The sequence below is a fragment of the Simplicispira suum genome, assembly GCF_003008595.1.
GTDB classification, from domain to species: Bacteria; Pseudomonadota; Gammaproteobacteria; order Burkholderiales; family Burkholderiaceae_C; genus Simplicispira; species Simplicispira suum.
In genome coordinates this window covers 2,009,762-2,036,224 of record NZ_CP027669.1, presented here as the reverse complement: position 1 = coordinate 2,036,224, position 26,463 = coordinate 2,009,762, and the positions used below count along the sequence as shown (strand labels likewise).

The 26,463-nt window shown below is 63.8% G+C and carries 24 protein-coding genes and 1 pseudogene; 16 read left to right on the top strand and 9 right to left on the bottom strand.

The features are described from left to right. Positions 1-151 precede the first annotated feature (151 nt). The gene (locus tag C6571_RS19710; RefSeq protein WP_170094714.1) at positions 152-325 is read right to left on the bottom strand and encodes a hypothetical protein; all 174 of its coding nucleotides are present in this window, start codon (positions 323-325) and stop codon (positions 152-154) included. On the opposite strand from C6571_RS19710, the gene C6571_RS09435 reads away from it, so the two are divergent. After that, a complete protein-coding gene (locus tag C6571_RS09435; RefSeq protein ID WP_106446462.1) occupies positions 324-1,997 on the top strand; it encodes a methyl-accepting chemotaxis protein in 1,674 nt (557 codons plus the stop codon). The two genes, C6571_RS19710 and C6571_RS09435, sit on opposite strands and share 2 nt — an antisense overlap. A 247-nt stretch (positions 1,998-2,244) precedes the next feature. On the opposite strand, the gene C6571_RS09430 is transcribed toward C6571_RS09435, so the two are convergent. Then, entirely contained in the window at positions 2,245-2,973 is a 729-nt protein-coding gene (locus C6571_RS09430) for a Crp/Fnr family transcriptional regulator (RefSeq protein ID WP_106446461.1), read from the bottom strand. A 124-nt stretch (positions 2,974-3,097) separates the two neighbouring features. Between C6571_RS09430 and C6571_RS09425 the strand changes: the two genes are divergently transcribed. The 8 genes from C6571_RS09425 to C6571_RS09390 all read left to right on the top strand — a co-directional run bounded on the left by C6571_RS09425 (position 3,098) and on the right by C6571_RS09390 (position 13,357). Next, positions 3,098-4,279, top strand: coding sequence for an ABC transporter substrate-binding protein (locus C6571_RS09425; protein ID WP_106448144.1), 1,182 nt, complete (start codon positions 3,098-3,100; stop codon positions 4,277-4,279). 181 nt (positions 4,280-4,460) lie between these two features. Then, positions 4,461-6,407: an AMP-dependent synthetase/ligase gene (locus C6571_RS09420; RefSeq protein WP_106446460.1), complete on the top strand. Its 1,947-nt coding sequence runs from the start codon at positions 4,461-4,463 to the stop codon at positions 6,405-6,407. Further along, positions 6,404-7,189 carry an ABC transporter ATP-binding protein gene (locus C6571_RS09415; protein WP_106446459.1) on the top strand — a complete coding sequence of 262 codons (786 nt, stop codon included), beginning with the start codon at positions 6,404-6,406 and terminating at the stop codon, positions 7,187-7,189. Before C6571_RS09420 ends, C6571_RS09415 begins: the two co-directional genes overlap by 4 nt. Positions 7,190-7,213: 24 nt before the next feature. Then, a complete protein-coding gene (locus C6571_RS09410) occupies positions 7,214-8,143 on the top strand; it encodes a branched-chain amino acid ABC transporter permease (RefSeq protein WP_106446458.1) in 930 nt (309 codons plus the stop codon). Between the two features lie 246 nt (positions 8,144-8,389). Next, the gene (locus C6571_RS09405) at positions 8,390-9,466 is read left to right on the top strand and encodes a branched-chain amino acid ABC transporter permease (RefSeq protein WP_106446457.1); all 1,077 of its coding nucleotides are present in this window, start codon (positions 8,390-8,392) and stop codon (positions 9,464-9,466) included. 40 nt (positions 9,467-9,506) lie between these two features. Further along, entirely contained in the window at positions 9,507-10,835 is a 1,329-nt protein-coding gene (locus tag C6571_RS09400) for an ABC transporter substrate-binding protein (protein ID WP_106446456.1), read from the top strand. A 237-nt stretch (positions 10,836-11,072) separates the two neighbouring features. After that, entirely contained in the window at positions 11,073-11,882 is an 810-nt protein-coding gene (locus C6571_RS09395) for an ABC transporter ATP-binding protein (RefSeq protein ID WP_106446455.1), read from the top strand. A gap of 227 nt (positions 11,883-12,109) precedes the next feature. Further along, positions 12,110-13,357 carry a phenylacetate--CoA ligase family protein gene (locus C6571_RS09390; protein ID WP_106446454.1) on the top strand — a complete coding sequence of 416 codons (1,248 nt, stop codon included), beginning with the start codon at positions 12,110-12,112 and terminating at the stop codon, positions 13,355-13,357. Between the two features lie 260 nt (positions 13,358-13,617). Here C6571_RS09390 and C6571_RS09385 read toward each other — a convergent pair whose 3' ends face one another. Further along, entirely contained in the window at positions 13,618-13,950 is a 333-nt protein-coding gene (locus tag C6571_RS09385) for a DUF1840 domain-containing protein (RefSeq protein ID WP_106446453.1), read from the bottom strand. Continuing rightward, a complete protein-coding gene (locus tag C6571_RS09380; RefSeq protein WP_106448143.1) occupies positions 13,911-15,221 on the bottom strand; it encodes a class I SAM-dependent methyltransferase in 1,311 nt (436 codons plus the stop codon). Before C6571_RS09380 ends, C6571_RS09385 begins: the two co-directional genes overlap by 40 nt. Before the next feature lie 143 nt (positions 15,222-15,364). On the opposite strand from C6571_RS09380, the gene arsC reads away from it, so the two are divergent. From arsC to C6571_RS09360, 4 genes are read left to right on the top strand one after another with little or no spacing between them, the layout of a single operon-like run. Further along, the gene (gene arsC / locus C6571_RS09375) at positions 15,365-15,730 is read left to right on the top strand and encodes an arsenate reductase (glutaredoxin) (protein WP_106446452.1); all 366 of its coding nucleotides are present in this window, start codon (positions 15,365-15,367) and stop codon (positions 15,728-15,730) included. A 21-nt stretch (positions 15,731-15,751) separates the two neighbouring features. After that, complete coding sequence (locus C6571_RS09370; protein ID WP_106446451.1) at positions 15,752-16,963, top strand: MFS transporter; 1,212 nt, start codon at positions 15,752-15,754, stop codon at positions 16,961-16,963. Continuing rightward, positions 16,960-18,105 carry an aminopeptidase gene (locus tag C6571_RS09365; RefSeq protein ID WP_106446450.1) on the top strand — a complete coding sequence of 382 codons (1,146 nt, stop codon included), beginning with the start codon at positions 16,960-16,962 and terminating at the stop codon, positions 18,103-18,105. Before C6571_RS09370 ends, C6571_RS09365 begins: the two co-directional genes overlap by 4 nt. Continuing rightward, positions 18,098-18,433 carry a polyhydroxyalkanoic acid system family protein gene (locus C6571_RS09360; protein WP_106446449.1) on the top strand — a complete coding sequence of 112 codons (336 nt, stop codon included), beginning with the start codon at positions 18,098-18,100 and terminating at the stop codon, positions 18,431-18,433. Before C6571_RS09365 ends, C6571_RS09360 begins: the two co-directional genes overlap by 8 nt. Positions 18,434-18,654: 221 nt before the next feature. On the opposite strand, the gene C6571_RS19705 is transcribed toward C6571_RS09360, so the two are convergent. Together C6571_RS19705 and C6571_RS09355 are read right to left on the bottom strand one after the other, a co-directional pair. After that, positions 18,655-18,825 (bottom strand): hypothetical protein, encoded by a 171-nt coding sequence (locus C6571_RS19705; protein ID WP_170094712.1) that lies wholly within the window; start codon positions 18,823-18,825, stop codon positions 18,655-18,657. Positions 18,826-18,894: 69 nt separating this feature from the next. Continuing rightward, complete coding sequence (locus C6571_RS09355; RefSeq protein ID WP_106446448.1) at positions 18,895-19,149, bottom strand: acyl-CoA-binding protein; 255 nt, start codon at positions 19,147-19,149, stop codon at positions 18,895-18,897. 183 nt (positions 19,150-19,332) lie between these two features. On the opposite strand from C6571_RS09355, the gene C6571_RS09345 reads away from it, so the two are divergent. Together C6571_RS09345 and C6571_RS09340 are read left to right on the top strand one after the other, a co-directional pair. Continuing rightward, entirely contained in the window at positions 19,333-20,979 is a 1,647-nt protein-coding gene (locus tag C6571_RS09345) for a wax ester/triacylglycerol synthase family O-acyltransferase (RefSeq protein WP_338053978.1), read from the top strand. Positions 20,980-20,984: 5 nt separating this feature from the next. Continuing rightward, positions 20,985-21,548, top strand: a complete 564-nt coding sequence (locus C6571_RS09340; RefSeq protein WP_106446446.1) for a DUF922 domain-containing Zn-dependent protease — start codon at positions 20,985-20,987, stop codon at positions 21,546-21,548. A gap of 59 nt (positions 21,549-21,607) precedes the next feature. Here C6571_RS09340 and C6571_RS09335 read toward each other — a convergent pair whose 3' ends face one another. Both C6571_RS09335 and C6571_RS09330 read right to left on the bottom strand, forming a co-directional pair. Continuing rightward, the gene (locus tag C6571_RS09335) at positions 21,608-22,705 is read right to left on the bottom strand and encodes a M14 family metallopeptidase (protein ID WP_106446445.1); all 1,098 of its coding nucleotides are present in this window, start codon (positions 22,703-22,705) and stop codon (positions 21,608-21,610) included. Beyond that, the gene (locus C6571_RS09330) at positions 22,702-23,922 is read right to left on the bottom strand and encodes a M20 aminoacylase family protein (protein WP_106446444.1); all 1,221 of its coding nucleotides are present in this window, start codon (positions 23,920-23,922) and stop codon (positions 22,702-22,704) included. The genes C6571_RS09335 and C6571_RS09330 overlap by 4 nt, the downstream gene beginning before the upstream one ends. A gap of 80 nt (positions 23,923-24,002) precedes the next feature. Here C6571_RS09330 and C6571_RS09325 point away from each other — a divergent pair. Then, positions 24,003-26,098: pseudogene (locus C6571_RS09325) on the top strand (molybdopterin-containing oxidoreductase family protein). A 50-nt stretch (positions 26,099-26,148) separates the two neighbouring features. Here C6571_RS09325 and C6571_RS09320 read toward each other — a convergent pair. Then, entirely contained in the window at positions 26,149-26,379 is a 231-nt protein-coding gene (locus tag C6571_RS09320) for a hexameric tyrosine-coordinated heme protein (protein ID WP_106446443.1), read from the bottom strand. Positions 26,380-26,463: the final 84 nt, after the last annotated feature.

The window sequence follows — 26,463 nt, the reverse complement described above, 5'->3', positions numbered from 1 at the left end:
TAGCACATTCGACTCCGTACCATGCAGCCACATTTATATCTTTTCGATAGCAATAAACGCTCATTGAATAAGCGCTACGGACCATTTTTACAAGCAGAAATGTCCGAATTCCCCGCCCGTGCGCCGTGCTCAGTCAGCACAGCGCTCGATCTCAGAACATGGCACGACCCAAAGATGTCCAGCCGACATGAAGAGCGAGGAAAATCACATACCGGCCTTGGCTATTCCTACCTACACTAAAACGTGGCGAGCCGGCTTGACTCTCCTCTTTGTTTTCTCCCGCTGCAAGGAACGACGTGCCATTCCATTCTTCTCCCAGATCCATGGCTATCTCCACGCGCCTGCGTCTGGGCTTTGGCTGCATGCTGATGTTGGTCGTGGCGGTCGCAGCCCTGGGCCAGTGGTCGGGAGAAAAGGTGCATCAGCAAATGCGCGGCATCACGGGCATAGGCGCTCAAAAGGCGCAAGGTGTCGATGCGATGCTCGGCAGCTTGAGCGTCATTGGCTTGCAAAGCCGCTCGGCGGCCATGCTCAACGAGATCGACTCCAAGCAGGCCCACACGCAAATTGAGGCGGTCCGCAAGACGTTGAAGGAATACGAGCAGCAGGAGGCCTCACTTGCACAGTTGATGAGCGCGGGCAACGCCACGCCGGCCGAAATCAAGTTACTGGATGAGGTGCGGGCACTGGCCAGCAAGGCGCGGCCTGAACTCGACGCCGCGCTCAAAGCCGCAGACGATGGCGACACCGTGGGCGCTACGCTCGGACTGATGACCCGCGTCGCGCCCGGCGAGAATGCCTGGCGCGCCAAATTGGGAGAGCTGATTGTTTTGCAGAACACGCTCAACGCCCAAGCCACGGCGTTGGCCGAACAGACGCAGAGTCGCACACGCATGGCAACCGGTGTGCTGGTTCTCCTGGCGATCGGATTGGGGGCGCTGATTGCCTGGCGTATCACTGCCAGCATTACGCAACCTCTGGGCCGCGCAGTCGTGGTGGCCGAACGCATCGCACGCGGTGACCTGACATCGCAGATCGAAGTACGCATTCATGACGAATCCGGGCGCCTTCTCGATGCGATTGCCGCGATGCAGGAGCGTCTTCGCACGCTTGTGGGCGACATTGGGCAGACGGCAGAATCGATTCTGGTGGCCAGCTCCGAGGTCGCCTCGGGAAACCTCAATCTAAGCCAGCGTACCGAGCTCACTTCCCACAACCTGCAAGGTGCGGCCACGGCGCTGGGCGATCTCACGGGAGCGGTTTCAAACAGCGCAGAAGCGGCGCGCCAGGCCAACCAATTGGCAGCGGGCGCCTCTGACGCGGCTACACGCGGCGGCGAAGTGGTTTCGCAGGTAGTGCGCACCATGGACACCATCAGCGCCAGCTCTCGAAAAATCTCCGACATCATCAGCGTGATCGATGGCATTGCATTCCAGACCAATATCCTGGCACTGAACGCCGCCGTGGAAGCAGCGCGCGCTGGCGAACAAGGCCGCGGTTTTGCCGTGGTGGCCAGCGAGGTGCGAAGTCTCGCAGGCCGCTCAGCCCAAGCGGCACGCGAGATCAAGGCGCTCATCGGTACCAGTGTGGATCAGGTGCAGGAGGGCAGTGCCCTGGTCAACCATGCCGGAAAAACCATCGAGGATCTGGTGCAATCGGTGCGCCGGGTATCGGACATCATGGGTGAAATCACCTCTGCAGCCCAGGAACAGAGCCAGAGAATCGGACACGTCAGCCAATCCATGGACGAGCTCGAAAGCATGACGCAGCAGAACGCGGCTCTCGTCGACGAAGGCGCTAGCGCAGCAGACAGTTTGCGTGATCAGGCGGGGCGACTGACGCAAATGGTGGGCACCTTTCGCCTGACACGCGACGCAAGCACTGAAGGCACATCAGGCGACGCCAGCCTCGCGGCCCCTTCGCCTCGCTTGGCCATGCCCGCGCGATCCCAGCAGGCTGGACAGCAGCGGCCCGCGCTGCCCGGTACGCCCTACTGAGTCGGACATGACCGCGAAATGCACGCGCTGCCATTCGTTGTTTACAAGAATAACGGGGCAACGGTGGCAATCCCAACGCGTGGAAGCTGGTGCCGTGAGTCGGAAGTAGGTTGAAAAGTGAAAGCTGTCGAAATCGTCGTCTTGCAGGGCGCACATCAAGCGATAGCCGGAGCTAGCGCGAGGATGTGCAACGCGGCATGGCGGCGATTCTCGGCAGCTTTCTGAAACGAACTTCCAACTCACGACACTAGGGTTGCTCACCCCCACGTCGAAAGAAACCGCTGCGCAAGGCATCAAGCTCCAGCACACGCAGCCCGCCATATTCCACGCGAATAGCGTCCTGCGCTTCCAGCACCGCAAGCGCCTCGTTCACCCGCTGACGCGACAGCCCCACCAGGTAGGCTAGCTCCTGCTGGGTAATGCGCAGCACTTCGCCGACCCCAGGGTAGAGCACCGGGTTGAAGAGCGCGGCAAGGCTGCGCGCCACGCGCACGTTGGGATTGCTCAGGCGGTCAATTTCCCGCGCGGCAATGAACTGGCCCAGGCGCTCGTTCAACTGGTGCATGACGAAGCGGTTGAAACCAATCGAGTGGTCGAGCAGCCAGTGAAAGGTATCAATCGGCAAGCCTGCAACGGTGCTGGCCCGCAGCGCCTGGACGTTGTACCGATAGGGCTCACGTTTGACCGCCGTCCCCTCGCCAAACCAGCCACCGGGCGGCAGGCCGGCAAACGTCATGGTGCTGCCGTCGGCGTGGTCATTGCTCATTTTGAGCAAACCCTCGACAACACCAAACCAGTAGGTCACCGGGCGCCCCACCCGGCAGACATAGTCACCTGACATGGCGTCGCCCACCAGCAGAGCCGCCACTGCGCGCTCGCGTTCCTCAGGCTGCAGCAGCGCCAACCACGGAATGCCGGCAAGTTCATCGCGTGTGGGTGATCGGCGGCGATGGTGAAGGGAGAGGTCTTGCGTCATGGGCAGGTGGTTGGGGAATACCACGAGGGCAATTGTCGGCACAAGGACAACATCAGCCTGCACATCGCGCCATGATGAAGTTTTTTGCGCTGTCGCAGCCTGCGGCTTGCGCCGCTATTGCACCATGAACACGGAAACTCTCCCATCCCAACATGCCCTCAGCGCGTCCGACCCCCGTCTGCCGCGTCGCACCCTGCTCGCTGGCGCGCTGTCTCTGCCTTGGCTCGGCCTGTCGATGGCGCATGCCCAGGAAAGTCCGCTGAAACTGTGCCAGTCGACCGCACTGACGGGCCCGCTCGGCGATCTCGGCTCAGCCATGCACCAGGGCGCCAAGGCGGCGTTTGCTGCAGCCAACGCCAAGGGCGGCGTCAATGGCCGCAAGATCGAACTGCAGACGCTCGACGATGGCTACGAAATTGCGCGTTCACTGGCCAACATCGACAAGTTTCTCGCCGACCCGGCCTGCTTCGCGCTGTTCAACTGCATGGGAACGCCCATGGTCGGCGCAATGATGCCCAAAGTGCTGCAGTCGGGGATGCCCTTCTTCACACCGTTTACAGGGGCCCAGCTGAGCCGCGTTGCGGGCGCACGCAACGTCTTCAATCTGCGTGCCAGCTACGCCGACGAAGCAGAAAAGGCGGTGCAGCACCTGGCGACGCTGGGCATCAAGCGCATCGGCATCGCCTACCAGAACAACGCCTTCGGCAAAGAAGTGCTACAGGGCGCGCAGCAGGCCGTGGCCGACGCCAAGCTTCCCGCGCCCATCGCCACGACTGTAGAAAACGATGCTTCCGACGCCGACAAAGCTGCGCGAAGCCTGTCCGAGGCCAATCCGGAAGCGGTACTGGTGGGCCTGGCTGGCAAGCCGGCGCTGGAATTTGCCAAAGCCTTCCACAGCTTGCGCGCGGGTGTCACGATGTACGCCCTGTCGGTGCTGGGGACCTCGGCCAACATCAAGGCGCTGGGTGAGAGCGCGCGTGGCATGGCGGTATCGCAGGTGGTGCCGCTGCCGACCAACGCCGTGGTGCCGGTGGTGCGCGACTTTCAGCAGGCCTGGAAATCCTTGGGCGCAACAGCCGAACCGTCCCACTTGGCGCTGGAGGGCTACATCAATGCCCGCGCATTTCTTGAAGCCCTGCAGCGTGCTGGGCGCAATCCGACGCGCGCGACTTTCATCGATGCCGTCTGGACGCTGCGCAAATGGGATCTGGGCGGCTTCGAGATCAACGCCACGGCACCCGAGCGCAGCGCCTCCCACTTCGTTGAACTCACCTTGGTCAGTCGCAACGGACATTTCATTCGCTAAGCATGTTCTTGCACCACTCCCCGAAAGGACGGGAATACGGGTTTGACCCCATCAGTATTTACCCGGAAATTGTCGTCAAACAGACAAGATAGCGTCAAAGCCAAGCCTAGGATGGCAGTCAACAGGGTGTAACAACGGCAAGAGAAGCCATGTCATGCGCCCCCGAATACCAAGGACCTCAATGAACCGCACGTTTCCGCAATTGCTGCTCCAGCACGCCGCAGAACGGCCCGACGCACCCGCCCTGCGCGAGAAGGAGTACGGCATCTGGCAAGCGCACTCCTGGTCTGAACTGGCAACGCTGGTGGAACAGGTAGCAGCCGGCTTGCAACTGGCAGGCCTGCGCCACGGTGAACACATGGTGGTGATCGGCTCCAACCGGCCGCGCCTGTACGCCACCATGCTGGCTATTCAAGCCGTGGGCGCCATTCCGGTGCCGCTGTACCAGGATGCCGTGGCGGCGGAATGCGTGTTTCCGCTGAACAACGCCGAAGTGCGTTTTGCCCTGGTGGAGGACCAGGAGCAGGTGGACAAAATGCTGGAAGTCCGAGAGAGCTGCCCGCTGCTGACCAACATCTGGTTCGACGACCCGCGCGGACTGCGCAAGTACAGCGAAAACGGCCTGCAGGACATGGAGCAGCTGATTGAGGTCGGGCGCCAGTTCGTGGCCAAGAACCCCGCCTGGTTTCGCGACGCCGTGGGCAAGGTGGTCCCGGACGATGTCGCCGCCATGTTCTTCACTTCGGGCACCACCGGCAACCCCAAAGGCGTGGTGCATACGCACAGCACCTTGCTGGACCGCGCTCAGGCAGGCGCCGAGTTCGACAAACTGACCAGCGCCGAAGAAGTGCTGGCCTATCTGCCGCCGGCCTGGATCGGGCAGAACATCTTCAGCTATGCGCAGTGGCTGGCCTGTGGCTATGTGGTCAACTGCCCGGAGTCGGCAAGCACCGTCACGATTGACCTCAAGGAGATCGGGCCGACCTACTACTTTGCGCCGCCCCGAATATTCGAGGGCTTGCTGACCAGTGTCACGATCCGCATGGAAGACGCAGGCGCCATCAAGCGCAAGATGTTTGCTGCCTGCATGGCGCTGGCCGAGCGCGTCGGCCCGGCTTTGATGGACGGGCAGGCCGTGAGCGGCTGGGATCGCTTCAAGTACGCACTGGGCGATCTGCTGGTGTACGGTCCGCTGCGCAACAACCTGGGATTCTCGCGCGTGCGCGTCGCCTACACAGCCGGCGAAGCCATCGGGCCGGATCTGTTCAGCTTTTTCCGCTCCATCGGCGTCAACTTGAAGCAGCTCTACGGTTCGACCGAAACCGCCGTGTTCGTCTGCCTGCAGCCGGACAACCAGGCGCGCGCCGACACTGTGGGCGTGCCGATCCGGGGTGTGGAGATCAAGGTGGCCGACAACGGGGAGATTCTGGTCAAGTCTGCCGGCCTGCTCAAGGAGTACTACAAGAATCCCGAGGCCACAGCCGAGGTACTGACTGCGGACGGCTGGTACCGCACCAGCGATGCCGGCTTTATCGATGCGCACGGGCATCTGAAGATTATCGATCGCGTGAAAGACGTGGGTCGCATCCAGGGCGGCGCCAACGACGGCGCCATGTTTGCCCCCAAGTATGTGGAGAACAAGCTCAAGTTCTTCCCCCACATCAAGGAAGTGGTGGCGCTCGGAGACCGGCGCGAAAAGGTCTGCGTGATGATCAACATCGATTTCGAGGCTGTGGGCAACTGGGCCGAGCGGCGCAACCTCCCGTATGCCGGCTATACCGATCTGGCGCAAAAGCCCGAGGTGTACGAACTGATCAAGGAATGCGTGGAAAAGGTCAACGCCGACCTTGCCAGCGACACTTTGCTGGCCGGCAGCCAGGTCAGCCGCTTCCTGGTGTTGCACAAGGAACTCGACGCCGACGACGGCGAGTTGACCCGCACCAACAAGGTTCGGCGCGGCTTCATTGCCGACAAGTACGGCGTGCTCGTGGACGCCCTTTACGCAGGCAAATCCGAGCAGTACATCGAAACCCAGGTGAAGTTTGAAGACGGCCGAACCGGCAGCGTGAGCGCCACGCTCGCACTGTCGGACGCCAAGACTTTCGCCCCTGTGAAAACCGCAGCATGAACCACAAGAAGATCGGCGACGTCGTGCTGGATGTGAACCACATCAGCCTGCGCTTTGGCGGCGTCAACGCCCTGACCGACATTTCCTTCGACGTACGCGAGCACGAGATCCGTTCGATCATCGGCCCCAACGGCGCGGGAAAATCATCGATGCTCAATTGCATCAACGGCGTCTACACACCGCAGGAAGGGTCGATCACCTTTCGCGGGCAGACGTTCAAACACATGAATTCGCGCCAGGTCGCGGAGATGGGTATTGCACGCACGTTCCAGAATCTGGCGCTGTTCAAGGGCATGAGCGTGATTGACAACATCATGACCGGCCGGAACATGAAGGTCAAAAGCGGCCTGCTGCTGCAGGCGCTGCGCATCGGCCCCGCGCAACGCGAGGAAGAGCGGCACCGCGAGTTTGTCGAGCACATCATCGATTTCCTGGAAATCCAGGCGCACCGAAAAACCCCCGTGGGGCAACTGCCTTACGGCCTGCAAAAGCGTGTTGACCTGGGGCGTGCCTTGGCCATGGAGCCGCAGGTGCTGCTCCTGGATGAGCCCATGGCTGGCATGAACGTGGAAGAAAAGCAGGACATGTGCCGCTTCATCCTCGACGTCAACGACGAGTTCGGCAGCACCATCGTGCTGATCGAGCACGACATGGGCGTGGTGATGGACATTTCCGACCGCGTCGTGGTGCTTGACTACGGCAAAAAGATCGGCGACGGCGAACCCGAAGCCGTGCGCAACAACAAAGACGTCATTGCCGCCTATCTTGGCACCAGCCACTAAAGACGCGCCGGAGCACCCACTACCATGGCATTTTTTCTTGAAACCCTGATCGGCGGCCTGATGGCAGGCATGCTGTATTCGCTCGTCGCGCTCGGCTTTGTGCTGATCTACAAGGCCTCGGGCGTCTTTAACTTTGCGCAGGGCGCCATGGTGCTGTTCGCCGCCCTGGCCATGGCACGCTTTGCCGAATGGTTCCCCGAGTGGACCGGCATTGCAAACCCGGTTCTGGCCAACATCGTCGCCTTTGTCGCAGCTGGCGCACTGATGTTCATCGTCGCCTGGCTGATTGAGCGTCTGGTGCTGCGCTACTTGGTCAACCAGGAAGAAGCCACTTTGCTTCTGGCCACCCTGGGCATCGCCTATTTTCTTGAGGGCGTTGGCCAGAGCATGTTCGGCAGCAACATCTACCCGATTGACATCGGTATGCCCAAGGATCCGGTGTTCCTGTTCGACGGCGTGTTCCCAGGCGGCATTCTGGTGAACCAGGAGGACGTCATTGCCGCCGTCATCGCCGCTGCGCTGGTGTTGGCGCTAAGCCTCTTTTTCCAGAAAACCAAGACCGGCCGCGCGCTGCGCGCCGTGGCCGACGACCATCAGGCGGCACAGTCCATTGGCATTCCGCTGGGGCGCATCTGGGTCATTGTGTGGTGTGTAGCAGGCGCTGTGGCGCTCGTCGCCGGGATGATCTGGGGCTCCAAGCTGGGGGTGCAGTTCTCGCTCACCACGCTTGCGCTGCGCGCTCTGCCGGTGGTCATTCTTGGCGGCCTCACCTCGGTGCCTGGCGCCATCATCGGCGGCCTGATCATCGGCGTCGGTGAGAAGCTCTCAGAGGTGTACCTCGGCCCCTACGTGGGCGGCGGCATCGAGATCTGGTTTGCCTATGTGCTCGCCCTGGTGTTCCTGCTGTTCAGGCCGCAGGGGCTCTTTGGTGAAAAAATAATTGATCGCGTATGAAATACGCAATCAATTATTTTTCGAAGGAGGCGCAACGTGCGCAGCGCGTTGAGCGCGAGCACGCAGTGCGCGCGCAGCACCGCAGGTGCGCCCCCGTGCAAAAGATCATCGATCGCGTATGAAGTACGCGATCAAGCCAAAGGCTTCTTCGCCGCAGGCGAAGGATGACCTTTCAGCGAAGACTTACTTTGCGAAGCAAAGTTAAGCGAAGCGTGTCGTAGCTAAAAGATTATTGAGAAACACCCCATGCTCTACCGCGAAAACGGCCAATTCAAGACCACCTACCGCTCGGACCAGCAGATCTTTCCGATTGCACAAGACCGCATTGCCATCGGCTTGCTGCTGGCCGTGGCCTTCGTTGCCATTCCGCTTTTTGCCAGCGAGTACTTCTACACCTCCATTCTCATTCCCTTCGTCATCATGTCGCTCGCGGCGCTGGGAGTGAATCTCCTGGTGGGGTACTGCGGTCAGATCTCGCTTGGCTCGGGCGCGTTCATGGCGGTGGGGGCGTATGGGGCCTACAACTTTTTCGTCCGCATTCCCGGACTGCCCTTGATTCCCGCGCTGATCCTCGGGGGCCTGTGCGCCATGTTCTTCGGCATCCTGTTCGGACTCCCGAGCCTGCGCGTCAAAGGCCTGTACCTCGCGGTCGCGACGCTGGCGGCACAGTTCTTCAGCGACTGGATGTTCCTGCGTATCACGTGGCTAACCAACGAGTCGCCTTCCGGGCAGGTATCGGTCAACAAGCTCAAAGTGCTGGGCATGGCCCTGGACACTCCCGTGGCGCGCTACCTGTTTTGCCTCAGCCTGCTGACCCTTATCGCGCTGCTTGCCAAAAACCTGGTGCGCGGCGCCATTGGCCGCGAATGGATGGCCATTCGCGACATGGACGTGGCGGCCGCAGTGATTGGCATTCGCCCCATGTACGCCAAGCTCAGCGCGTTTGCGGTCAGCTCGTTCATCATCGGTGTGGCCGGCGCCCTGTGGGCCTTTGTCCACCTGGGGTCCTGGGAGCCGGCGGCGTTCTCCGTAGAGGTGTCCTTTCGCTTGTTGTTCATGGTGATCATCGGCGGCCTGGGCTCCATCATGGGGAGCTTCTTTGGCGCTGCCTTCATTGTCATTTTGCCGATTGTTCTCAGCCGTCTGTTGCCCGCCATGGGCGACCTGGTGGGGGTAGAGCTGTCGACCGCAACGGTCTCCCACGTCGAACTCATGACCTTTGGCGGCCTCATCGTCTGGTTCCTGATCGTCGAGCCCCATGGCCTGGCCAAGCTGTGGTCCATGGGCAAGCAAAAACTCCGGCTCTGGCCGTTCCCGCATTGATTCCCCCCGTGCTTCAACACTTTCATTAAAGGAGACATCCATGAAGCTATCGAAACTCTTGATCACCGCCACCGTGGTGGCCGCTGGCGCCGCCACGCTGGCCACCAGCGCGCTGGCCCAGGGCAAGGAGCAGTTCTTCCCGCTGCTGTCCTACCGCACCGGCCCTTATGCACCCAATGGAACGCCCTGGGCCAATGGCAAACAGGACTACCTGAAGATGATCAACGCCCGCGACGGCGGCATCAATGGCGTCAAGCTCACCTTCGAGGAATGCGAAACCGGCTACGCCACCGACCGCGGCGTGGAGTGCTACGAACGCCTCAAGGTTCGGCCTGGCGTCACCCTGATCGATCCGCAATCGACCGGCATCACCTTCGCGCTGACCGAAAAGGCGCCCGTGGACAAGATCCCACTGCTGACCGTGGGCTACGGGCTCTCGATGTCGGCCGATGGCATGGCGTTCAAGTGGAACTTTGAAATGATGGGCAGCTACTGGACTGGCGCCGACATCATCCTGCAAGCCATCGGGAAATCGCTCGGCGGCATGGACAAGCTCAAGGGCAAGAAAGTCGCTCTCGTCTACCACGACAGCCCATTTGGAAAAGAGCCCATTCCTCTGCTGGAAGAGCGTTCCAAGATGCACGGTTTCGAGTTGCAGCTGCTGCCTGTGACCGCCCCTGGCGTTGAGCAAAAGGCAACGTGGCTGCAAGTGCGCCAAAGCCGGCCGGACTACGTGCTGCTGTGGGGCTGGGGCGTGATGAACTCCACTGCGCTCAAGGAAGCACAAGCCACGGGATACCCACGCGACAAAATGTATGGCGTGTGGTGGGCCGGTGCAGAGCCTGACGTGCGCGACGTAGGCATGGGCGCCAAGGGATACCACGCGCTGGCGCTCAATGGCTCTGGCAAAGACCAGAAGGTCATCCAGGACATCGTGAAGTACGTGCACGACAAGGGCCAGGGCACCGGCCCCAAGGATGAAGTCGGCTCGGTGCTGTACACGCGCGGCGTGATGATCCAGATGCTGGGTGTTGAGGCTGTACGCCGCGCGCAGGAGCGCTTCGGCAAGGGCACGGTCATGACCAGCGAGCAAGTGCGCTGGGGTCTTGAGAACCTCAACCTTGACCAGAAAAAGCTCGACTCCATGGGCTTTGGCGGCATCATGCGGCCGGTTTCCACCAGCTGCGCAGACCACATGGGGTCGAGCTGGGCTCGCATCCAGACCTGGGACGGCGCCAAGTGGAACATCGGTGCCGATTGGTACCAGGCCGACGAACAGATCTTGAAGCCCATGGTCAAGGCCGCTGGCGACAAGTATCTGGCCGACAAGAAGATGAAGCGCCGCGATCCGGCTGATTGCAGCTCGTAATAAAGAGCAACCCCCTGAGCGGCTGCGCCGCTTCCCCCTTCTCTTGCAGCGCTGCGCGCTGCGGAAGGGGGACGCCACCAGCGCGGCGGGGCGGCCCTTGCGCGGTGGCACTGGCATGGGCCTCGCCCTGCGCTTAGGCTCACAGTAAGTCGAAGGTCGGCTGCACTGCAGCCGCCAACCGAGAGGGTTGTCTCCTTCGGGTATCAGCCCTCCCGATTGGCACTAAAGGTCAAAGCTATGGAATCGAAAAACATCGTCCTCAACGTCAACGGCATTGAGGTCATCTACAACCACGTGATCCTGGTGCTCAAAGGGGTCTCGCTGCAGGTGCCCGAAGGGGGCATCGTGGCCATCCTCGGAGGCAATGGCGCGGGGAAAACCACGACCCTGCGCGCTGTCTCGAATCTGCTCGAGGGCGAGCGCGGCGAAGTGACCAAAGGCTCCATCGAGCTGCGCGGCGAGCGCATTGAGAAGCTCACGCCTGCCGATCTGGTCAAGCGCGGCGTGGTGCAGGTGATGGAGGGACGCCACTGCTTTGCCCACCTGACCATCGAGGAAAACCTGCTGGCTGGCGCCTACACACGCAGCGACAAGGGCGAAATTGCCGCCAACCTGGAAAAGGTCTACAACTACTTTCCCCGGCTGAAGACGCGCCGCAGCTCGCAGGCGGCCTACACCTCGGGCGGCGAGCAGCAGATGTGCGCTATCGGTCGCGCCATCATGGCCAACCCCAGCATGGTGCTGCTTGATGAACCCTCCATGGGCCTGGCGCCGCAAATCGTCGAGGAAGTTTTCAACATCGTCAAAGACCTCAACGCCAAGGAAGGCGTGACGTTCTTGCTGGCCGAGCAGAACACCAATATGGCGCTCAAGTACGCCGACTATGGCTACATCATGGAGTCGGGCCGCGTCGTGATGGATGGTATTGCCAGCGAACTTGCCAACAACGAAGACGTCAAGGAGTTCTACCTCGGCGTTGGTGGCGGCGAGCGCAAGAGTTTCAAGGACGTCAAGAGCTACAAGCGGCGCAAGCGCTGGCTTGCTTAAGCTCCCCCTGTGTCGCTGCGCTCCTTCCCCCAGGCGACGCCTCCGGTGGCCCGCCGGAGCCGGATCCACGGTGGCGCTGGTTTTGGGGCGCGCCAGTAGCAAAGAGGGCGGCGAAGCGTGGCACAACGAAGGTCGAGAATTTTACTATTGATTTCATAGCTGCTTGCGCTTATGGGATAAGCGCTAGAGGCCAATTTCACAGATAATACCGCACAGGACACCCCGGCATGAACAAGTTCTACGACGCCCTGGAAATCCGCAGTCCGCAGCAGCGCGAAGCCGCGCTGTTCGCCGCACTGCCGGGACAGGTGGCGCATGCAAAAAGCCAGGCCCCGGCCTTTGCCCAGATCCTTTCCGGGGTCGATGCCGCCAGCATCACCACGCGCGCCGCGCTGGCGCGGCTGCCGGTAACGCGCAAACACGAATTGCTTGAACGCCAAAGCGCCGAGCGCGCGCAGCACCTGTTCGGAGGTTTTGCCACGCAGGCGTTTGGCACTGCCATGCCCCGCGTCTTTGCCAGCCCTGGCCCGCTGTACGAACCCGAGGGCGCGCGGCCCGACTACTGGCGCATGGCGCGCGCGCTGCACGCTGCGGGGTTTCGCTCGGGCGAACTGGTGCACAACTGCTTTTCCTACCACTTTGTTCCCGCCGGGTCGATGATGGAGTCGGGCGCCCTGGCGCTGGGCTGCACCGTATTTCCCGGTGGCACCGGCCAGACAGAGCAGCAAGCCCAGGCCATGGCGCACATGCGGCCGGCCGGCTACATCGGCACGCCCAGTTTTCTCAAGCTCATTCTGGAGAAGTCCGCTGAACTGCAATTGCCGCTGCCCAGTTTGAAAAAAGCCCTGCTTTCGGCCGAGGCCTTCCCGCCCTCATTGCGCAACTGGTTCACCGAGCGCGGCGTCACCGGTTACCAGTGCTACGGAACCGCCGACCTCGGGCTGATTGCCTATGAAACCGAGGCGCGCGAGGGCTTGGTGCTGGACGAAGGTGTGATCGTGGAAATCGTTCGCCCCGGCACCGGCGACCCGGTGCCCGAAGGCGAAGTCGGCGAACTGGTGGTGACCACGCTGAACCCCGACTATCCGCTGATCCGCTTTGGCACCGGGGACCTCTCCGCCGTGCTGCCCGGCGCCTGCCCCACCGGCCGGACCAACGCCCGCATCAAGGGCTGGATGGGCCGCGCCGACCAGACCACCAAGGTGCGCGGCATGTTTGTGCACCCAGCACAGATCGCGGCCATCGCAGCACGCTTTCCGCAGGTGCTGCGCGCGCGCTTGGTCGTCACCGGTGAAATGGCCAACGACCAGATGCTGCTGCGCGTCGAATCCACCGAAACCTCGTCTGGCCTGGCCGAGCGCCTGCAGGACACGGTGCGCGAACTCACGAAGCTGCGCGGCGAAGTCGAACTGGTGGCGCCCGGCAGCCTGCCCAATGACGGCAAGGTCATTGAAGACGCGCGCAGCTATCGCTGATGGCGACTAAAAGACTCGGTATGTAGGGCTTCGCGACGCACACAGACCTCTGCAACCGACACGGCCGAAACCAGCAGACGCCGCGCAAGGGCCGCCCCGCCGCGCTGGCGTCGTCCCCCTTCCCGAATCGCGCAGCGATTCGAGAGAAGGGGCTGAGAGCCGCGGCTCCAAGCCTGCCTGCGCAGGCTTGGACGGCTCCGAAGGGCTGCCGCCTCTGGCGGCTGCTCGGAGCAAAAAACCGCTCAAGGGGGATGCATTCTCTACGTTCCCCAGACCACGTCGGCGTTTTCGGCGGCACTGCGTTTGAGCATGTCGACAAACGGCGTGGCGCGCTGGCGCAGGGTGATGCGGTCGGCCGCTGCGCCGTCCTGCTCCTGCGAGGCATCCCTGTCGACTGCACGCGGGGCGCCGCGCATCGCCTGCTCCTCCTGCGCCACGGCGGCCTCGATCGCCGCAATGGCAGCAGGAATCTGCGCCACCGTCACGATGCCCTGGACGGTAGGCTCTTTGCCCATGATTTGCAGCAGGCGACGACCTTGCTCGTTGAGCAGGATCAGGTCTCCGGTGGCGCGGGATTTGAATTTGTAGAGCATGAAACAGGCCTCGAATAAAGCGCGTCGCGCGTGAAGGGATAGTCTGATTGTGCCCCGCGAATCGGGCCGCAGGATGGATCGCCGTTCGGGCGAATCGACAGCATCTGGTGCAAGGCCATCCAGCCCTGCTCGAAACCCAGAGCGCTGCCGGCAAGGTACAAGCGGTAGGCCTGCAAGACGCGCCCGCCGCGCTCAGATCCGACCTGTGCATTGAGCACCGCACGGGCGGCGCCTAGCTGGCGCTCCAGTGCGTCAGACCAGGCCCACAGCGTGCGGGCGTAGTGCGGGCGCAGGTTTTCGGTATCTACCATTTCCAGACCTGCCGCTGCAGTGTCTTGCAGCAACTGGCTCACGTGCAGCAGTTCGCCGCCGGGAAAGATGTAGCGCTCGATGAATTTCCCCAGGCCGGCACCGAGCTGGGCACTGCCCACCGCCGCCGCCGTAATGCCGTGGTTGAGTACCAGAGCGCCGGGGCGCACCAGGGCGTGGACAGTTTCAAAGTAGCGCCGCATTTGCGCCCGCCCAACATGTTCGAGCATGCCCACAGAAGCGAGCTTGTCAAAGCGCTGCGCCGGAGCGAACTGGCGGTAATCGCACAGCTCGATCCGGGCCTGCCTTTGCAGCCCGCGCTCGGCAATGCGCTCCTGCACAAATGCGTGCTGATGGCGCGAAAGCGTGATGCCCGTGGCCTGCACGCCGTAATGCTCCGCAGCCCAGAGCATCAGGGCGCCCCAGCCGGCCCCAATGTCCAGGAATTGCTCGCCCGGTGCCAGCCGCAGCTTGCGGCAAATGTGGTCCAGCTTGGCCTCCTGCGCGGCCGCCAGATCCATGTCGGGCGTGCGAAAGTATGCGCAGGAATAGACACGGCGCGGGTCCAGCCACAGCGCGTAGAAGTCATCCGACAAATCGTAGTGAAACTGCACCTGCTGGGCGTCGCGCTCGGGTGAGTGCACCCGCAACGAACGTACCCAGGCAAGCAGTCTGCGCCAGCCCCCGGTTTCGGCTTGCGCTGGATCGGTGGTCAGAAAGCCCGTGGCCGCTCGCATCAGATCGCGCGCACTGCCTTCAAACTGGACATCTCCCTCGACGATGGCCGTGCCCACGGCACCCAGATGCCCCGCAGCCAAAGCCGCCAACGGCCCCAGCCCGCCGAACCGAAGCAAGACCTGTGCATCGCGCGGGCCGGCCCGCTGCCCACCTGGCCATTCCAAAGCCAGCGCTACCGGCAAGCGCTCCAGCCGCTCCTCCACGGTGCTCAGCCATTGCTTCATGGCCTGCATGGTAAGAGCCGTACGGCACAGGTCAAGCCGGGACGAACGCTTGTGGTGTCTGCTTCTGGCTGTAAGCTATCTGCGGAAGTTCCACGCATGTGCGAAGGAGCCAGCACAGTCCACCATTTTTTGTACCTATCGCCATGAGCCCGTGCACGATCTATCACAACCCCCAATGCAGCACCTCGCGCAACGCACTGGCCCTGATGCGTGAACGCGGCGTGGAGCCCCAGATCATTGAATACCTCAAGACACCGCCGGACCGCGCAACGCTGCAGTCCCTGATTGCCGCGAGTGGCCGGCCGGTGAGCGATTTCGTGCGCCGCAAAGAGGCCTTGTTCGACGAGCTGAACCTGGGCGGCGAGAGCGTGACGGACGCCGAGCGGCTGGACGCCCTCGCCGCCCACCCCCGCCTGCTGGAACGCCCCATCGTCGTCACTGAACGGGGCACGCGCCTTGGGCGGCCGGTGGATGCGGTCCTCGACATCCTGCCGCCCACCGCTGCCTGACGCCCCATTTCGAGGCACGCGATGCGCCCGCTGACACGCCATGTGCTGCTGCTGGGCGGCGGCCAGACTTTGGGCTATGCCTCGTCGTACTACCTGCCCGCCCTGCTGGCCGCACCCATGGCGCAGGACACCGGCCTGCCGCTGGCCTGGGCGTTCGCAGCGTTTTCTCTGGCGCTGATCGTCTCGGGTGTCGTGGGTCCGGCGGCCGGCCGCGCCGTGGACCGCTACGGCGGGCGCCGCGTGCTGCTGCTGAGCAACCTGCTGTTTGCGGCCGGTCTGTTGGCCATGGCCGGCGCACAAGGGCCGGTGAGCCTGTTCGCCGCCTGGAGCGTGCTGGGCCTGGCCATGGGCGCCGGGCTGTACGAATCGGCGTTTGCGGCGCTGGTGGGTCTGCATGGCCTCGGCGCGCGTGGCGGCATCACCGGCATCACCTTGCTGGGCGGCTTCGCCAGCACACTCGGGTGGCCGCTGAGTGCCTGGATGGAAGTGCATTGGGGCTGGCGCGGCGCCTGCCTGGGATGGGCCGCGCTGCATTTGCTGGTGGGCCTGCCGCTGCATGCCTGGCTGCCGCGGCAATCGCCCGCCAAGGCATATCCAACCCATTCCCCGAAGGTGTCGGACGAGGCATCAGCGCGCACCCTCCCCTCGCTGCCGGCTCCCCCGCGTGCCAAGCGCACTGCCCTGCTGCTGTCGCTGGTGTTTGCCGTGGCCTGGTTTGGCAGCACAGCCCTGGCTACGCATTTGCCGCAGCTGCTGCAAGAGGCGGGCCTGGCACTGCCCAACGCCGTGGCCGTGGCTTCGCTTGTGGGCCCGGCACAGGTGGCAGGGCGCTTGCTCGACTTCGGCCTGCTGCGCCGGCTCCATCCCCTGCTGGCCGCCAAGCTGGCAGCGGCGGCGCACCCGGTGGGGGCGGTCTTGCTGCTGCTGCTGGGTGCTCCGGCGGCGCTCGCCTTCACGCTGCTGCACGGCGCAGGCAATGGCGTGCTGACCATTGCCAAAGGCACGCTGCCGCTCGTCTATTTCGGCACCCAAGGCTATGGTGAGCGCCAGGGGGTGCTGATGGTGCCGGCACGCATCGCCCAGGCCCTGGCGCCCGTGGTGTTTGGCGCGCTGATGCAGCGCGTGGGTATTGCCGCGCTGCTGCTGACCACGCTGTTGGGCGCGCTGGCCTGGCTGGCGCTCAGCGCCCTGGGGGAACCGCCGGCCGCGACGCAGACTCGCACCACGCCATGAAGCCGATCCACCGCTTGTTCACCAGCGCCCGCAGTGCCATCGCTGCGCTTGGCGCGAGCCTGTTGCTGGGCGGCTGCGCGCAGGGCGGGGGCGAACTGGGCTATTACTGGCAGTCGGTCAGCGGCCATCTGCAACTGATGTGGGCGGCCGATGCGATGGACGACTGGATCGCGCGGCCAAGTACACCGCCCGCGCTGCGCGAGCGCCTGCGTCTGGCGCAGCGCGCGCGCACGTTTGCGGTGCAAGAACTCCACCTGCCCAACAACCCGAGCTACCGGCGTTACGCAGACCTCAAGCGCAGCAGTGCGGTATGGAACGTGGTGGCGGCGCCCCCGTACTCGCTGCAGCTGCACACCTGGTGCTTTCCCGTCCTCGGGTGCGTGGGCTACCGGGGCTATTTCAGCCGTGCCGATGCGCGCGCCGAGGCCGATCTGCTGGCGGCCCAAGGCCTGGAAGTGGACGTGTACGGAGTGCCGGCCTATTCCACACTGGGCACCATGAACTGGCTCGGCGGCGACCCGCTGCTCAGCACCTTTGTGCATTGGCCCGAGGGCGATTTCGTGCGCCTGCTGTTCCACGAACTGGCGCACCAGAAGGTCTATGCCGAGGGCGACACGCTTTTCAACGAATCGTTTGCCACCGCCGTCGGGCGCATCGGCAGTGCCCAGTGGCTGCGCACCCAGGCCAGCGCAGCAGCGCGCTCCGAGGCAGCCGCGAGCGACGCACGGCGCGAAGCGTTTCGCCAGCTCACCCGCGAGACGCGTGCGCAATTGGAAGCCATTTATGCATCAAACAGTGCTCCAGCGCAGAACAGGCAGGCGCTGGAAGCTATGAAAACAGAAGCAATGAAACAATTTCGGGAGCGCTATGCCGCACTGGCTGCAACCTGGCCCGCAGCGCAGCGCGCCGGCTATGACCACTGGGTGGCGACGGCCAACAACGCCAGCTTTGGCGCACAGGCCGCATACGACGAATGGGTTCCGGCCTTTGAAACACTGTTTGAACAGTCGGCACGCAACTGGCCACGGTTTTATGATGCCGTGAAAGCCCTGGCCGATCAGAGCGCCGAGCAGCGCCACACTGCGCTGCGCGCCCTGCTTGCGCCGCCCACCCCTGCCGCGAAAGAGCCGTCCCGTGCCTGACATCCGCATCAACCGCCAGCACCAGCTGGGCCTGCCCGCTGCGCGCAAAATCGCCCTCCAATGGGCCGAGAAGGCCGAAGAAAAGTTCGATATGAACTGCAGCTACGAGGAGGGCGACGCGCAGGACACGCTCTACTTCACGCGCTCAGGCATCAAAGGCACGCTTGATGTTTTCCCAAATTCCCTCGATTTCCACGCCCAGCTCGGCTTTCTGGTGAGCGCGTTCAAGGATCGCATCGAAACCGAACTCATCGAACAGCTCGACAAGATGCTGAGCGACGCACCGGCGAAAAAACGCAAATCAGCGGCCAAAAAAGAGCGCCCATGAAAAAACCCCGCATGCGGGGTTCTGGGGTGCGCCACTGGGGTACACGACTTCTATGGTCTCAGGTGGCGCTCACTACAGGGCCATGAAATGAACGTGATTACCCTGGGCCACCGCGCAAGAGGCGCCCCGCCGCGCTGGTGGCGTCCCCCTGCCCGCATCGCGCAGCGATGCGAGAGAGAGCGGGGGGAAGGCGCGCTGCGCCGCAGGGGGGGTGCTCCGAATTACCCGCCCTTCTTCGAGCGCTTGCCAGGGTTCTTTTTGCTGCGCGTGGTAACGCCGCGCTCCAGGCTCACGCGCTGACCGCGGCCATGCGAAGGGAGCGTCTGGCCCGGCATGGGCTTGGGCTGCGGGGTGAATTTGCGGTCTGCTTCGGTGACGATCTTGTTGCCCATGGCGAATCTCAGTGAAATGGTGGGAAAACCGCTATTAGGCCATAGCCCAGGGACGGGCTCCCATACGCCTTAGCTGAGCGAAGCAATCAGGTCGATGTATTGCTGGCGCGCAGCATCCTGCTCGGTGCCCTTGAGCTTGTTCCAGGCATCCCATTTCGCGCGGCCCACCATGTCGGAGAAGCTGGGCTTCTTCTCGGCGTTGTCGCCGGTACTGGCCTGTTTGTACAGTGCGTAGATCTGCAGCAGCGTGGCGTTGTCTGGACGTTCGCTCAAGTTTTTCGATTGGGCAACGGCTGCTTCAAAACGGTCGTTCAGGTCGGACATGCAGGACTCCTGGGAAATGGACTGGAAATCGGGTTGGGGAAAGAACGGAGTCGGCAATGACACCAGCCCGCGTATCTTGTGCATATCTTAGAACGTGTTCACGCTCTGCCCGCCGCTGTGCGTAGACAATACTTGCAGCCGGCCGGCGCAAGCCATTCTTCACTCTCCAGGACGCCCATCACTATGGTGACCCGCACCCTTCGCACCACGTCCCGCACGGGCAACAGCCCCACATCCAGCAGCCGCACGACCACCGCCTCTGCTGGCAGCCGCGCTCTGAGCGCATCGACAGCGCTTTTGAACTCCCCGCCTGGCGCCATGGCGCTGGAAGCTGCGCGCAGTGTCGAGAAAAACGTGCGCCGCGCCGCCAGCGGCATGCTGGGGCTGTCGGGCGAGCGCATGAGCAAGGTCGACACCGCCTGGCTGCGCATGGACTGCCCGAGCAACCTCATGCTGATCAACGGCGTCTGGGTCGTCTCACCCGGTATTACCCTGGCCCAACTGCGCCAGCGCGCAGCGCAGCGCCTGAGCCAGTACCCGCGTTTTCTGCAGCGCGTGGTCGAGGACGCCGCCGGCGCCACCTGGGTGAATGACCACGACTTCGACATCGATGCGCATGTCCAGCCGCTGGTCCTCGTGCGCAAGCGCGGCCAGAGCCAGCAGCAGGCGCTGGCCGAGGCGGTGGGCCACTTGGCCACCGAGCCGCTGGACGGCCGTCGGCCGCTGTGGCAGTTTCACCTGGTTGAAGATTTCGTCGGCGACGATGGGCAGCCCGGCAGCGCGCTGATCGTTCGCATTCACCACTGCATTGGCGACGGGATTGCCCTGATTTCGGTCGTGATGTCGATGGTCGATGGCGGCTCCGAGCCACCACGGCGCAAGCGCCGTGAGCCCGCCGATGCCGAAGACTGGCTCTCCGACGCGCTGATCAAACCCTTGGCCGGGCTCACGGTGCGCGCCATCGACATGGCTGGCGAAGGTGCGGTGCGCTCGCTGCACGCGCTGATGGACCCCGAGACCGCTGTGCAGCATGGCCTGGCCGGATCTGCCGATGCGGCCCGCATGGCCTGGCGCGTGATGAACGACGCCGCCGCCCTGGCGCTCATGCCCGACGATTCGCCCACGCGGCTCAAGGGCGAGGCCGGTACCGCCAAACGCGTGGCCTGGTGCCCGCCCCTGCCGCTGGATGCGGTCAAAGGCGTGGGCAAAGCCCTGGGCTGCTCGATCAACGACGTGCTGCTCTCCTGTGTGGCCGGCGCCATTGGCAGCTATTTGCGCGGCCTGGGCGACGACACCACGGGCAAGGAAATCCGCGCCATGATCCCGGTGAACCTGCGCCCCATGGAAGAGGCCTGGAAGCTGGGCAACCACTTTGGCCTGGCGCCGTTGGTGCTGCCGATCGGTATTGAAAACCCCATCGAGCGCATCTTCGAAGTGCGCCACCGCATGGCGGCGCTCAAGGGCAGCACGCAGCCGCTGCTGGCTTTTGGCCTGCTGGCCGTGGCCGGAATGATGGTCAAGCCCGCGCAGGAAGCGCTCTTGAACCTATTCGGCCGCAAGACCACCGCCGTGATGACCAACGTGCCGGGGCCACGCGAAGCGCTGATGCTGTGTGGCTCGCAAGTCACGCAATGCATGTTCTGGGTGCCGCAGACGGGCAACGTGGGGCTGGGCGTCTCCATCCTGAGCTATGGCGGCGGCGTTCAGTTTGGCGTCATTACCGACACCCAGCTCTGCCCCGAGCCCCAGCGCATCATCGACGCCTTTGCGCCGGAGTTTGAAACGCTGGCGACGCTGACGCTGATGCTGCCCTGGGGCTCGGACGAATAAAAGGAATGCCGGGCCGGACCTGCGCCCTCATCCTGCTTCTGGTCTGCACAGGCGCTGCCTCCGAGGTCATTCACGAAGGCTCCGAGCAGCCTTATGCCGTGCGCATCACCCAAGGCCAGAGCCTGCGCGAGGCGCTCAACACCGCCACACCCATCCGCCAGGACGGCAAGCGCTTTCATGCTTACACCGCCTGGAGCGTGGACTGGAATTTCTGGTGGCACAGCGACGCGAGCGGGCGGTGCCGGATCACACGCGTGCGGACGCGACTCGCTTGGACGATCCAGTTGCCGCAGCTGGAGGGTGGAACAAGCGCCCAGCGCGCCCAATTCCAGCGCTATGTGCAAGCGCTGCGCCAGCATGAGCAAGGTCACATGCAATGGGGCCGCAAGGCAGCGCGCGCCATCGATCAGGGAATCGCCGCTCTGCCCGAGGCGCCCAGCTGCACCGCACTGGAGCACGGCGCCAATGCTTTAGGGCGACGTGTGTTGGCAGAACATGTCGCAGGCGAACGGGAATACGACCGCAGCACCAGCTACGGGGCGACACAAGGCGCACAACTTGGACATTAAACGCTATTGTTTAAATAGCTAATTGCGCTTGCCAGGCAAGCGCTAGAGCCCAAAAACTGTCAAGAATTCAAGCCTTCCACCGCCTGAAACAGCGCCTGCCGCGCCTGGCTGATGATCTGGCCGCGCCAGGCGTCGGTGTCGGTGTAGAAGGCGCTGAACATGTCGGCCTTGATTTGCGCTGCCTGCTCAGCGGGCGCCTCGGGGTGCTGGTGCAGCCAGTGCTCGGCGCGCAGGGCCTGGAGCATCTGCAGGATTGGCAGCGTGCCGTATTCCAGCGCAATGCCGGTGTACTCGGCTTGCGGGCATTCGTCGTAGATGGCGGTCCACATCAAACCCGTCAGCAGCGCCGAGCTGGACGAGCCGTCGTAGATTGACGTGATGGGCGTGGCGCCGCCGCCGCCCCACCAGGCACGCGCCCGCGCCACGGCCGCCGCGTCGTCACGGCCTGCGTAGATGCGCTCGCCGATGCCGCTCTCGCCCAGGCCCGTGTGCAGGTCGATCCACGCAACGCGCCGCGCGGCACGGCCGTGCGCGCGCAGCACGCTGCGCAGCGTGCGGTTGCTCCAGGTGGGCGCCCGGCCTCCAAAGAACATGCCGCCTTCGAATTCGTATTGCCCGCCAGAGACCGCAGCCTGCCAAGCCGCCTCGCCTTTGGTGGTGAGGTAGTGCTGCACCGCCGCCTGGTTCTCTGCACTGGGCGGCCACTCCTGGGGCAGCAGCAGCGGCGCAATCTCGCGGTAGCCTGCGTTCACGGGCAGGGGTTTGCTGAAATCCTGGAAGTTGCGGTTCAGGTCCACGTTCTCGTGCGTGGTGCGGCGCAGGTGGGAAAAGCCGTAGGGGTTGAGTGCGTGCACATAGAGCACCGCCACGCCCGCCGCGCGCGCCTGCGCGCGCCATTCGTCGTCGTGCAGCGCAAACACCTGCACGCCGCTGCCGCAGTAGCCCTCCACCCCATGGCAGGCGCTGCTGACGATGAGCAGTTTGTCAGCATCTGCCGGGCCGTCGCGCGCGACGTCCATGGCGAGGGGCTCGCCGTCCACTCCCGTCAGCGGGTGCACGTGCGACTCAATGGCCAAGCCACGGCCTGCAGCGGCCTCCAGAAACCGCACACGCGCCTGGGCATAGCGGCTGGAGAATGCCTCGTTCACGCCGATCATGCAGCCTCCTTCGCGCCAGCCTTGTCGGCCAGCCAGGCTTCTGCCAAGCGCACCCACACCGTGGCGCCAAGGGGAATGAGGTCGTCATTGAAGTCGTAGCTGGCGTTGTGCAGCGTGCACGGGCCCTCGCCATGGCCATGCATGCGGTGTGCACCTTCGCCGTTGGCAATGAAAAAGTAGGCGCCGGGGCGTTCCTGCAGCATGTAGGCGAAGTCTTCCGCTCCCATGGTGGGTTCCTGCGCCAGCACGTTGGCTTCGCCCACGACATCTCGCATGACGGCAGCGGCAAATTCCGCTTCGGCCGGCGCATTGATGGTGGGCGGGTAGTTGCGCACGAATTCGAAGTCGCAGGTGGCTTGGTGCGCCGCGCAGGTGTGCTCGGCCACTTCGCGCATGCGCGCTTCGATCAAATCGAGCACCTCCAGCGTGAACGTGCGCACCGTGCCCTGCAATTCGCAGCGCTCGGGCACGACGTTGGTCGCTTCGCCGGTATGGATCATGGTGACCGAAACCACGCCCGCGTCCACCGGCTTCTTGTTGCGGCTGACGATGTTCTGGAAGGCTTGCACCATCTGGCAGGCAATTGGCACCGGGTCGATCGTGTTGTGCGGCATGGCGGCGTGGCCGCCCTTGCCGTGGATGGTGATCTTGAATTCGTTGGACGACGCCATCACCGGGCCAGGGCTCACGGCAAACTGCCCCACCGCCATGCCCGGCCAGTTGTGCATGCCAAACACGGCCTGCATGTCGAACTGGGTGAACAGACCGTCATTGATCATCTCGCGCGCCCCGCCGCCGCCCTCTTCGGCCGGTTGGAAGATCAGGTAGACCGTGCCGTCGAAATGGCGTTCCTTGGCAAAGTGCTGCGCCGCAGCCAGCAGCATGGCGGTATGGCCGTCGTGGCCGCAGGCGTGCATCTTGCCGGCGTGCCGGCTTTTGTGCTCGAACTCGTTGTGCTCCTGCATGGGCAGGGCATCCATGTCGGCACGCAGACCGATGGCGCGGCCGCAGGCGCCGCCGTCGCGGCCGTGCACAATGCCCACCACGCCGGTGGTGCCCAGCCCCCGGTGAACGGGAATGCCCCATTCGGTGAGCTTGCTGGCCACCAGATCGGCCGTGCGCACTTCTTCGAAGCACAGCTCGGGGTGGGCGTGGATGTCGCGGCGCAGGCTGGCAATGCCGGCGGCCTGGGTAACGAGGGAGTCGATGACTTGCATGGCGCCTTTCCTTCAGAATGCGCAGTCTAGCCCGGCCCATCAGAAACTGCCGGGCATCTCCTTTTCGCCCCTGCTCCGCCATGATCTCCGCTGCCAACCGCTTGCCCGAACCGACGCTTGCCCGCCATACCGTGCGCGGTGCCTGCCCGCACGATTGCCCGGACACCTGCGCCCTGCTCACCACGGTGGAAAACGGCGTGGCCGTGCGCGTGCAGGGCAACCCCGCGCACGCCCAGACGGGCGGCGTGCTGTGCGCCAAGGTCTCCAAATACCCTGAGCGCACCTACCACCCGGACCGCATCCTCACGCCGCTCAGGCGCAGTGGTCCCAAAGGCAGCGGCCAGTTCACGCAGGTCGGCTGGGACGAAGCCCTGACCGACATCGCGGCGCGCCTGGCCGAAATTGCCGCACGCAATCCCGAAGCCATCGTGCCCTACAGCTACGCCGGCACCATGGGCCTGGTGCAGGGCGAGAGCATGGACCGGCGCTTCTTCCACCGCCTGGGCGCTTCGCTGTTGCACCGCAGCATCTGCGCGGCCGCCGGTGGCGAGGCCATGGTGCAGACGCTGGGGGCAAGGTAGGGATGAAGGTGGAGTTCTTCGCCGAGGCCAAGCTCATCCTGATCTGGGGCAGCAATTCCATCACCAGCACCCTGCACTTCTGGCGCTACGCACAGCAGGCCAAGCGCGAGGGTGCCCGCCTCGTCTGCATCGACCCCCGCAAGACCGAAACCGCCGAAAAATGCCACGAGCACCTGCAACTGCTGCCCGGCACCGACGCGGCGCTGGCCCTGGCACTGATGCACGAACTCATCGTGCACGACTGGCTGGACCACGACTACCTGGCGCAGCACACGCTGGGCTGGGAAGCGCTGCGAGAGCGGGCGCTCACGTTCCCGCCCGAGCGCGCGGCCGAAGTCTGCGCGCTGCCTGTGGAGCAAATCCGCGACCTGGCGCGCGCCTACGGTACGACAAAGCCATCCGCCATCCGCGTGAACTACGGCGTGCAGCGCGTGCGGGGAGGTGGCAACGCGGTGCGTGCTATTGCCTGCCTGCCGGCGCTTACGGGTGCCTGGCGCGAGCGCGCGGGCGGCGTGCTGTTTTCAAGTTCCGGCAACTTCCCGGTGCAGCGCGGCGTTCTGCAACGCCCCGAGCTGCTGGGCCAGCGCCGCCCGCGCACCATCAACATGGTGACCATTGGCGACGACTTGCTGCGGGAGACCTCCGAAGCCTTTGGCCCAAAAATCGAGGCCGTCGTGGTCTACAACAGCAACCCGCTGGCGGTTGCGCCCGAATCGGGCAAGGTGGCGCGTGGCTTTGCGCAGGACGATCTGTTTACCGTGGTGCTGGAGCATTTCCAGACGGACACCGCAGACTACGCCGACTACATCCTGCCTGCCACCACGCAGCTGGAACACTGGGACGTGCACCTGGCCTATGGCCACACCGACGTGCTGCTGAACCGCCCGGCGATTGGGCCCTGCGGCGAGGCGCGCTCCAACGCCCGCATCTTTCGCGAACTGGCGGCGCGCATGGGATTTACCGAGCCCTGCTTTGCCGACAGCGACGAAACCTTGTGCCGCCAGGCCTACGGCGAAAAGGTCGACTTCAACGAGCTGCTGGACCAAGGCTTTGCGGCGCTGCCGATCCCTGACGCGCCCTTTGCCCAGGGCAACTTTCCCACCGCGTCGGGCAAGTGCGAATTTTTCAGCGCCGCGCTCTCGGCTTGCGGGCAGGACGCCCTGCCCAACCATGTGCCCAACTACGAAACCTTCGGCCAGTCGGCCGCGTATCCGCTGGCAATGATTTCGCCGCCCGCGCGCAATTTCCTCAACAGCACCTTTGTCAACGTGGCCAGTTTGCAAAAACAGGAAGGTCGACCTCTCCTGGAAATTCACCCGCACGACGCGGCCGCGCGCGGCATTGCGGACGGCAGCGTGGTGCGCGTGTTCAACGACCGGGGCAGCTATCTGTGCCACGCGGAACTGAGCGAACGTGCCCGCCCCGGCGTGGTCAACGGCCTGGGCATCTGGTGGCGCAAGCTCGGCTTGGAGGGCACCAACGTGAACCAGCTCACCAGCCAGGCGCTGACCGATCTGGGCCAAGGGCCGACGTTTTACGACTGCCTGGTGGAGGTGCAAGCCGCCGCAACCCCATCAAACGCTATCAATAAATGAGCTATTAGCGCTTTATGGATAAGCGCTAGAGGCCATTTTTACTGATATTTTCAACCGCGCCAGTAGTTGTTGGCGGCGGAGACGGTCTGGAAGTTGATGGCAATCACCTGCGAGGCGGCGGTCAATCCATCGGCCGACTGCGCGTACTCGGGTCGCAGTTGCTTGAGCGTCTCCATGTCCGGCTGGGTGTACTTGACGCCGCGGCGGCTCAGCGTAATGGCCAGTTCAAAGCCTTCTTGGGGCGTAGCGGTGATCAGGGAAGGCAGCCAGGTATCGGCCATGTGGTGTGCTCCTTTGAATCGTGGGACATGCAAGCCGGCCAACGCCAGCTCGCCAGTCACTGTAGCCGGCTGGGCGGCGAGCGG

What these genes read in the sequence shown, in the direction of transcription:
- C6571_RS09435 (WP_106446462.1), top strand. Translation starts at nt 324, where the DNA reads ATGGCTATCTCCACGCGCCTGCGTCTGGGCTTTGGCTGCATGCTGATG.
- C6571_RS19710 (WP_170094714.1), bottom strand. Translation starts at nt 325, where the DNA reads ATGGATCTGGGAGAAGAATGGAATGGCACGTCGTTCCTTGCAGCGGGA.
- C6571_RS09430 (WP_106446461.1), bottom strand. Translation starts at nt 2,973, where the DNA reads ATGACGCAAGACCTCTCCCTTCACCATCGCCGCCGATCACCCACACGC.
- C6571_RS09425 (WP_106448144.1), top strand. Translation starts at nt 3,098, where the DNA reads ATGAACACGGAAACTCTCCCATCCCAACATGCCCTCAGCGCGTCCGAC.
- C6571_RS09420 (WP_106446460.1), top strand. Translation starts at nt 4,461, where the DNA reads ATGAACCGCACGTTTCCGCAATTGCTGCTCCAGCACGCCGCAGAACGG.
- C6571_RS09415 (WP_106446459.1), top strand. Translation starts at nt 6,404, where the DNA reads ATGAACCACAAGAAGATCGGCGACGTCGTGCTGGATGTGAACCACATC.
- C6571_RS09410 (WP_106446458.1), top strand. Translation starts at nt 7,214, where the DNA reads ATGGCATTTTTTCTTGAAACCCTGATCGGCGGCCTGATGGCAGGCATG.
- C6571_RS09405 (WP_106446457.1), top strand. Translation starts at nt 8,390, where the DNA reads ATGCTCTACCGCGAAAACGGCCAATTCAAGACCACCTACCGCTCGGAC.
- C6571_RS09400 (WP_106446456.1), top strand. Translation starts at nt 9,507, where the DNA reads ATGAAGCTATCGAAACTCTTGATCACCGCCACCGTGGTGGCCGCTGGC.
- C6571_RS09395 (WP_106446455.1), top strand. Translation starts at nt 11,073, where the DNA reads ATGGAATCGAAAAACATCGTCCTCAACGTCAACGGCATTGAGGTCATC.
- C6571_RS09390 (WP_106446454.1), top strand. Translation starts at nt 12,110, where the DNA reads ATGAACAAGTTCTACGACGCCCTGGAAATCCGCAGTCCGCAGCAGCGC.
- C6571_RS09385 (WP_106446453.1), bottom strand. Translation starts at nt 13,950, where the DNA reads ATGCTCTACAAATTCAAATCCCGCGCCACCGGAGACCTGATCCTGCTC.
- C6571_RS09380 (WP_106448143.1), bottom strand. Translation starts at nt 15,221, where the DNA reads ATGAAGCAATGGCTGAGCACCGTGGAGGAGCGGCTGGAGCGCTTGCCG.
- arsC (WP_106446452.1), top strand. Translation starts at nt 15,365, where the DNA reads ATGAGCCCGTGCACGATCTATCACAACCCCCAATGCAGCACCTCGCGC.
- C6571_RS09370 (WP_106446451.1), top strand. Translation starts at nt 15,752, where the DNA reads ATGCGCCCGCTGACACGCCATGTGCTGCTGCTGGGCGGCGGCCAGACT.
- C6571_RS09365 (WP_106446450.1), top strand. Translation starts at nt 16,960, where the DNA reads ATGAAGCCGATCCACCGCTTGTTCACCAGCGCCCGCAGTGCCATCGCT.
- C6571_RS19705 (WP_170094712.1), bottom strand. Translation starts at nt 18,825, where the DNA reads ATGGGCAACAAGATCGTCACCGAAGCAGACCGCAAATTCACCCCGCAG.
- C6571_RS09355 (WP_106446448.1), bottom strand. Translation starts at nt 19,149, where the DNA reads ATGTCCGACCTGAACGACCGTTTTGAAGCAGCCGTTGCCCAATCGAAA.
- C6571_RS09345 (WP_338053978.1), top strand. Translation starts at nt 19,333, where the DNA reads ATGGTGACCCGCACCCTTCGCACCACGTCCCGCACGGGCAACAGCCCC.
- C6571_RS09340 (WP_106446446.1), top strand. Translation starts at nt 20,985, where the DNA reads ATGCCGGGCCGGACCTGCGCCCTCATCCTGCTTCTGGTCTGCACAGGC.
- C6571_RS09335 (WP_106446445.1), bottom strand. Translation starts at nt 22,705, where the DNA reads ATGATCGGCGTGAACGAGGCATTCTCCAGCCGCTATGCCCAGGCGCGT.
- C6571_RS09330 (WP_106446444.1), bottom strand. Translation starts at nt 23,922, where the DNA reads ATGCAAGTCATCGACTCCCTCGTTACCCAGGCCGCCGGCATTGCCAGC.
- C6571_RS09320 (WP_106446443.1), bottom strand. Translation starts at nt 26,379, where the DNA reads ATGGCCGATACCTGGCTGCCTTCCCTGATCACCGCTACGCCCCAAGAA.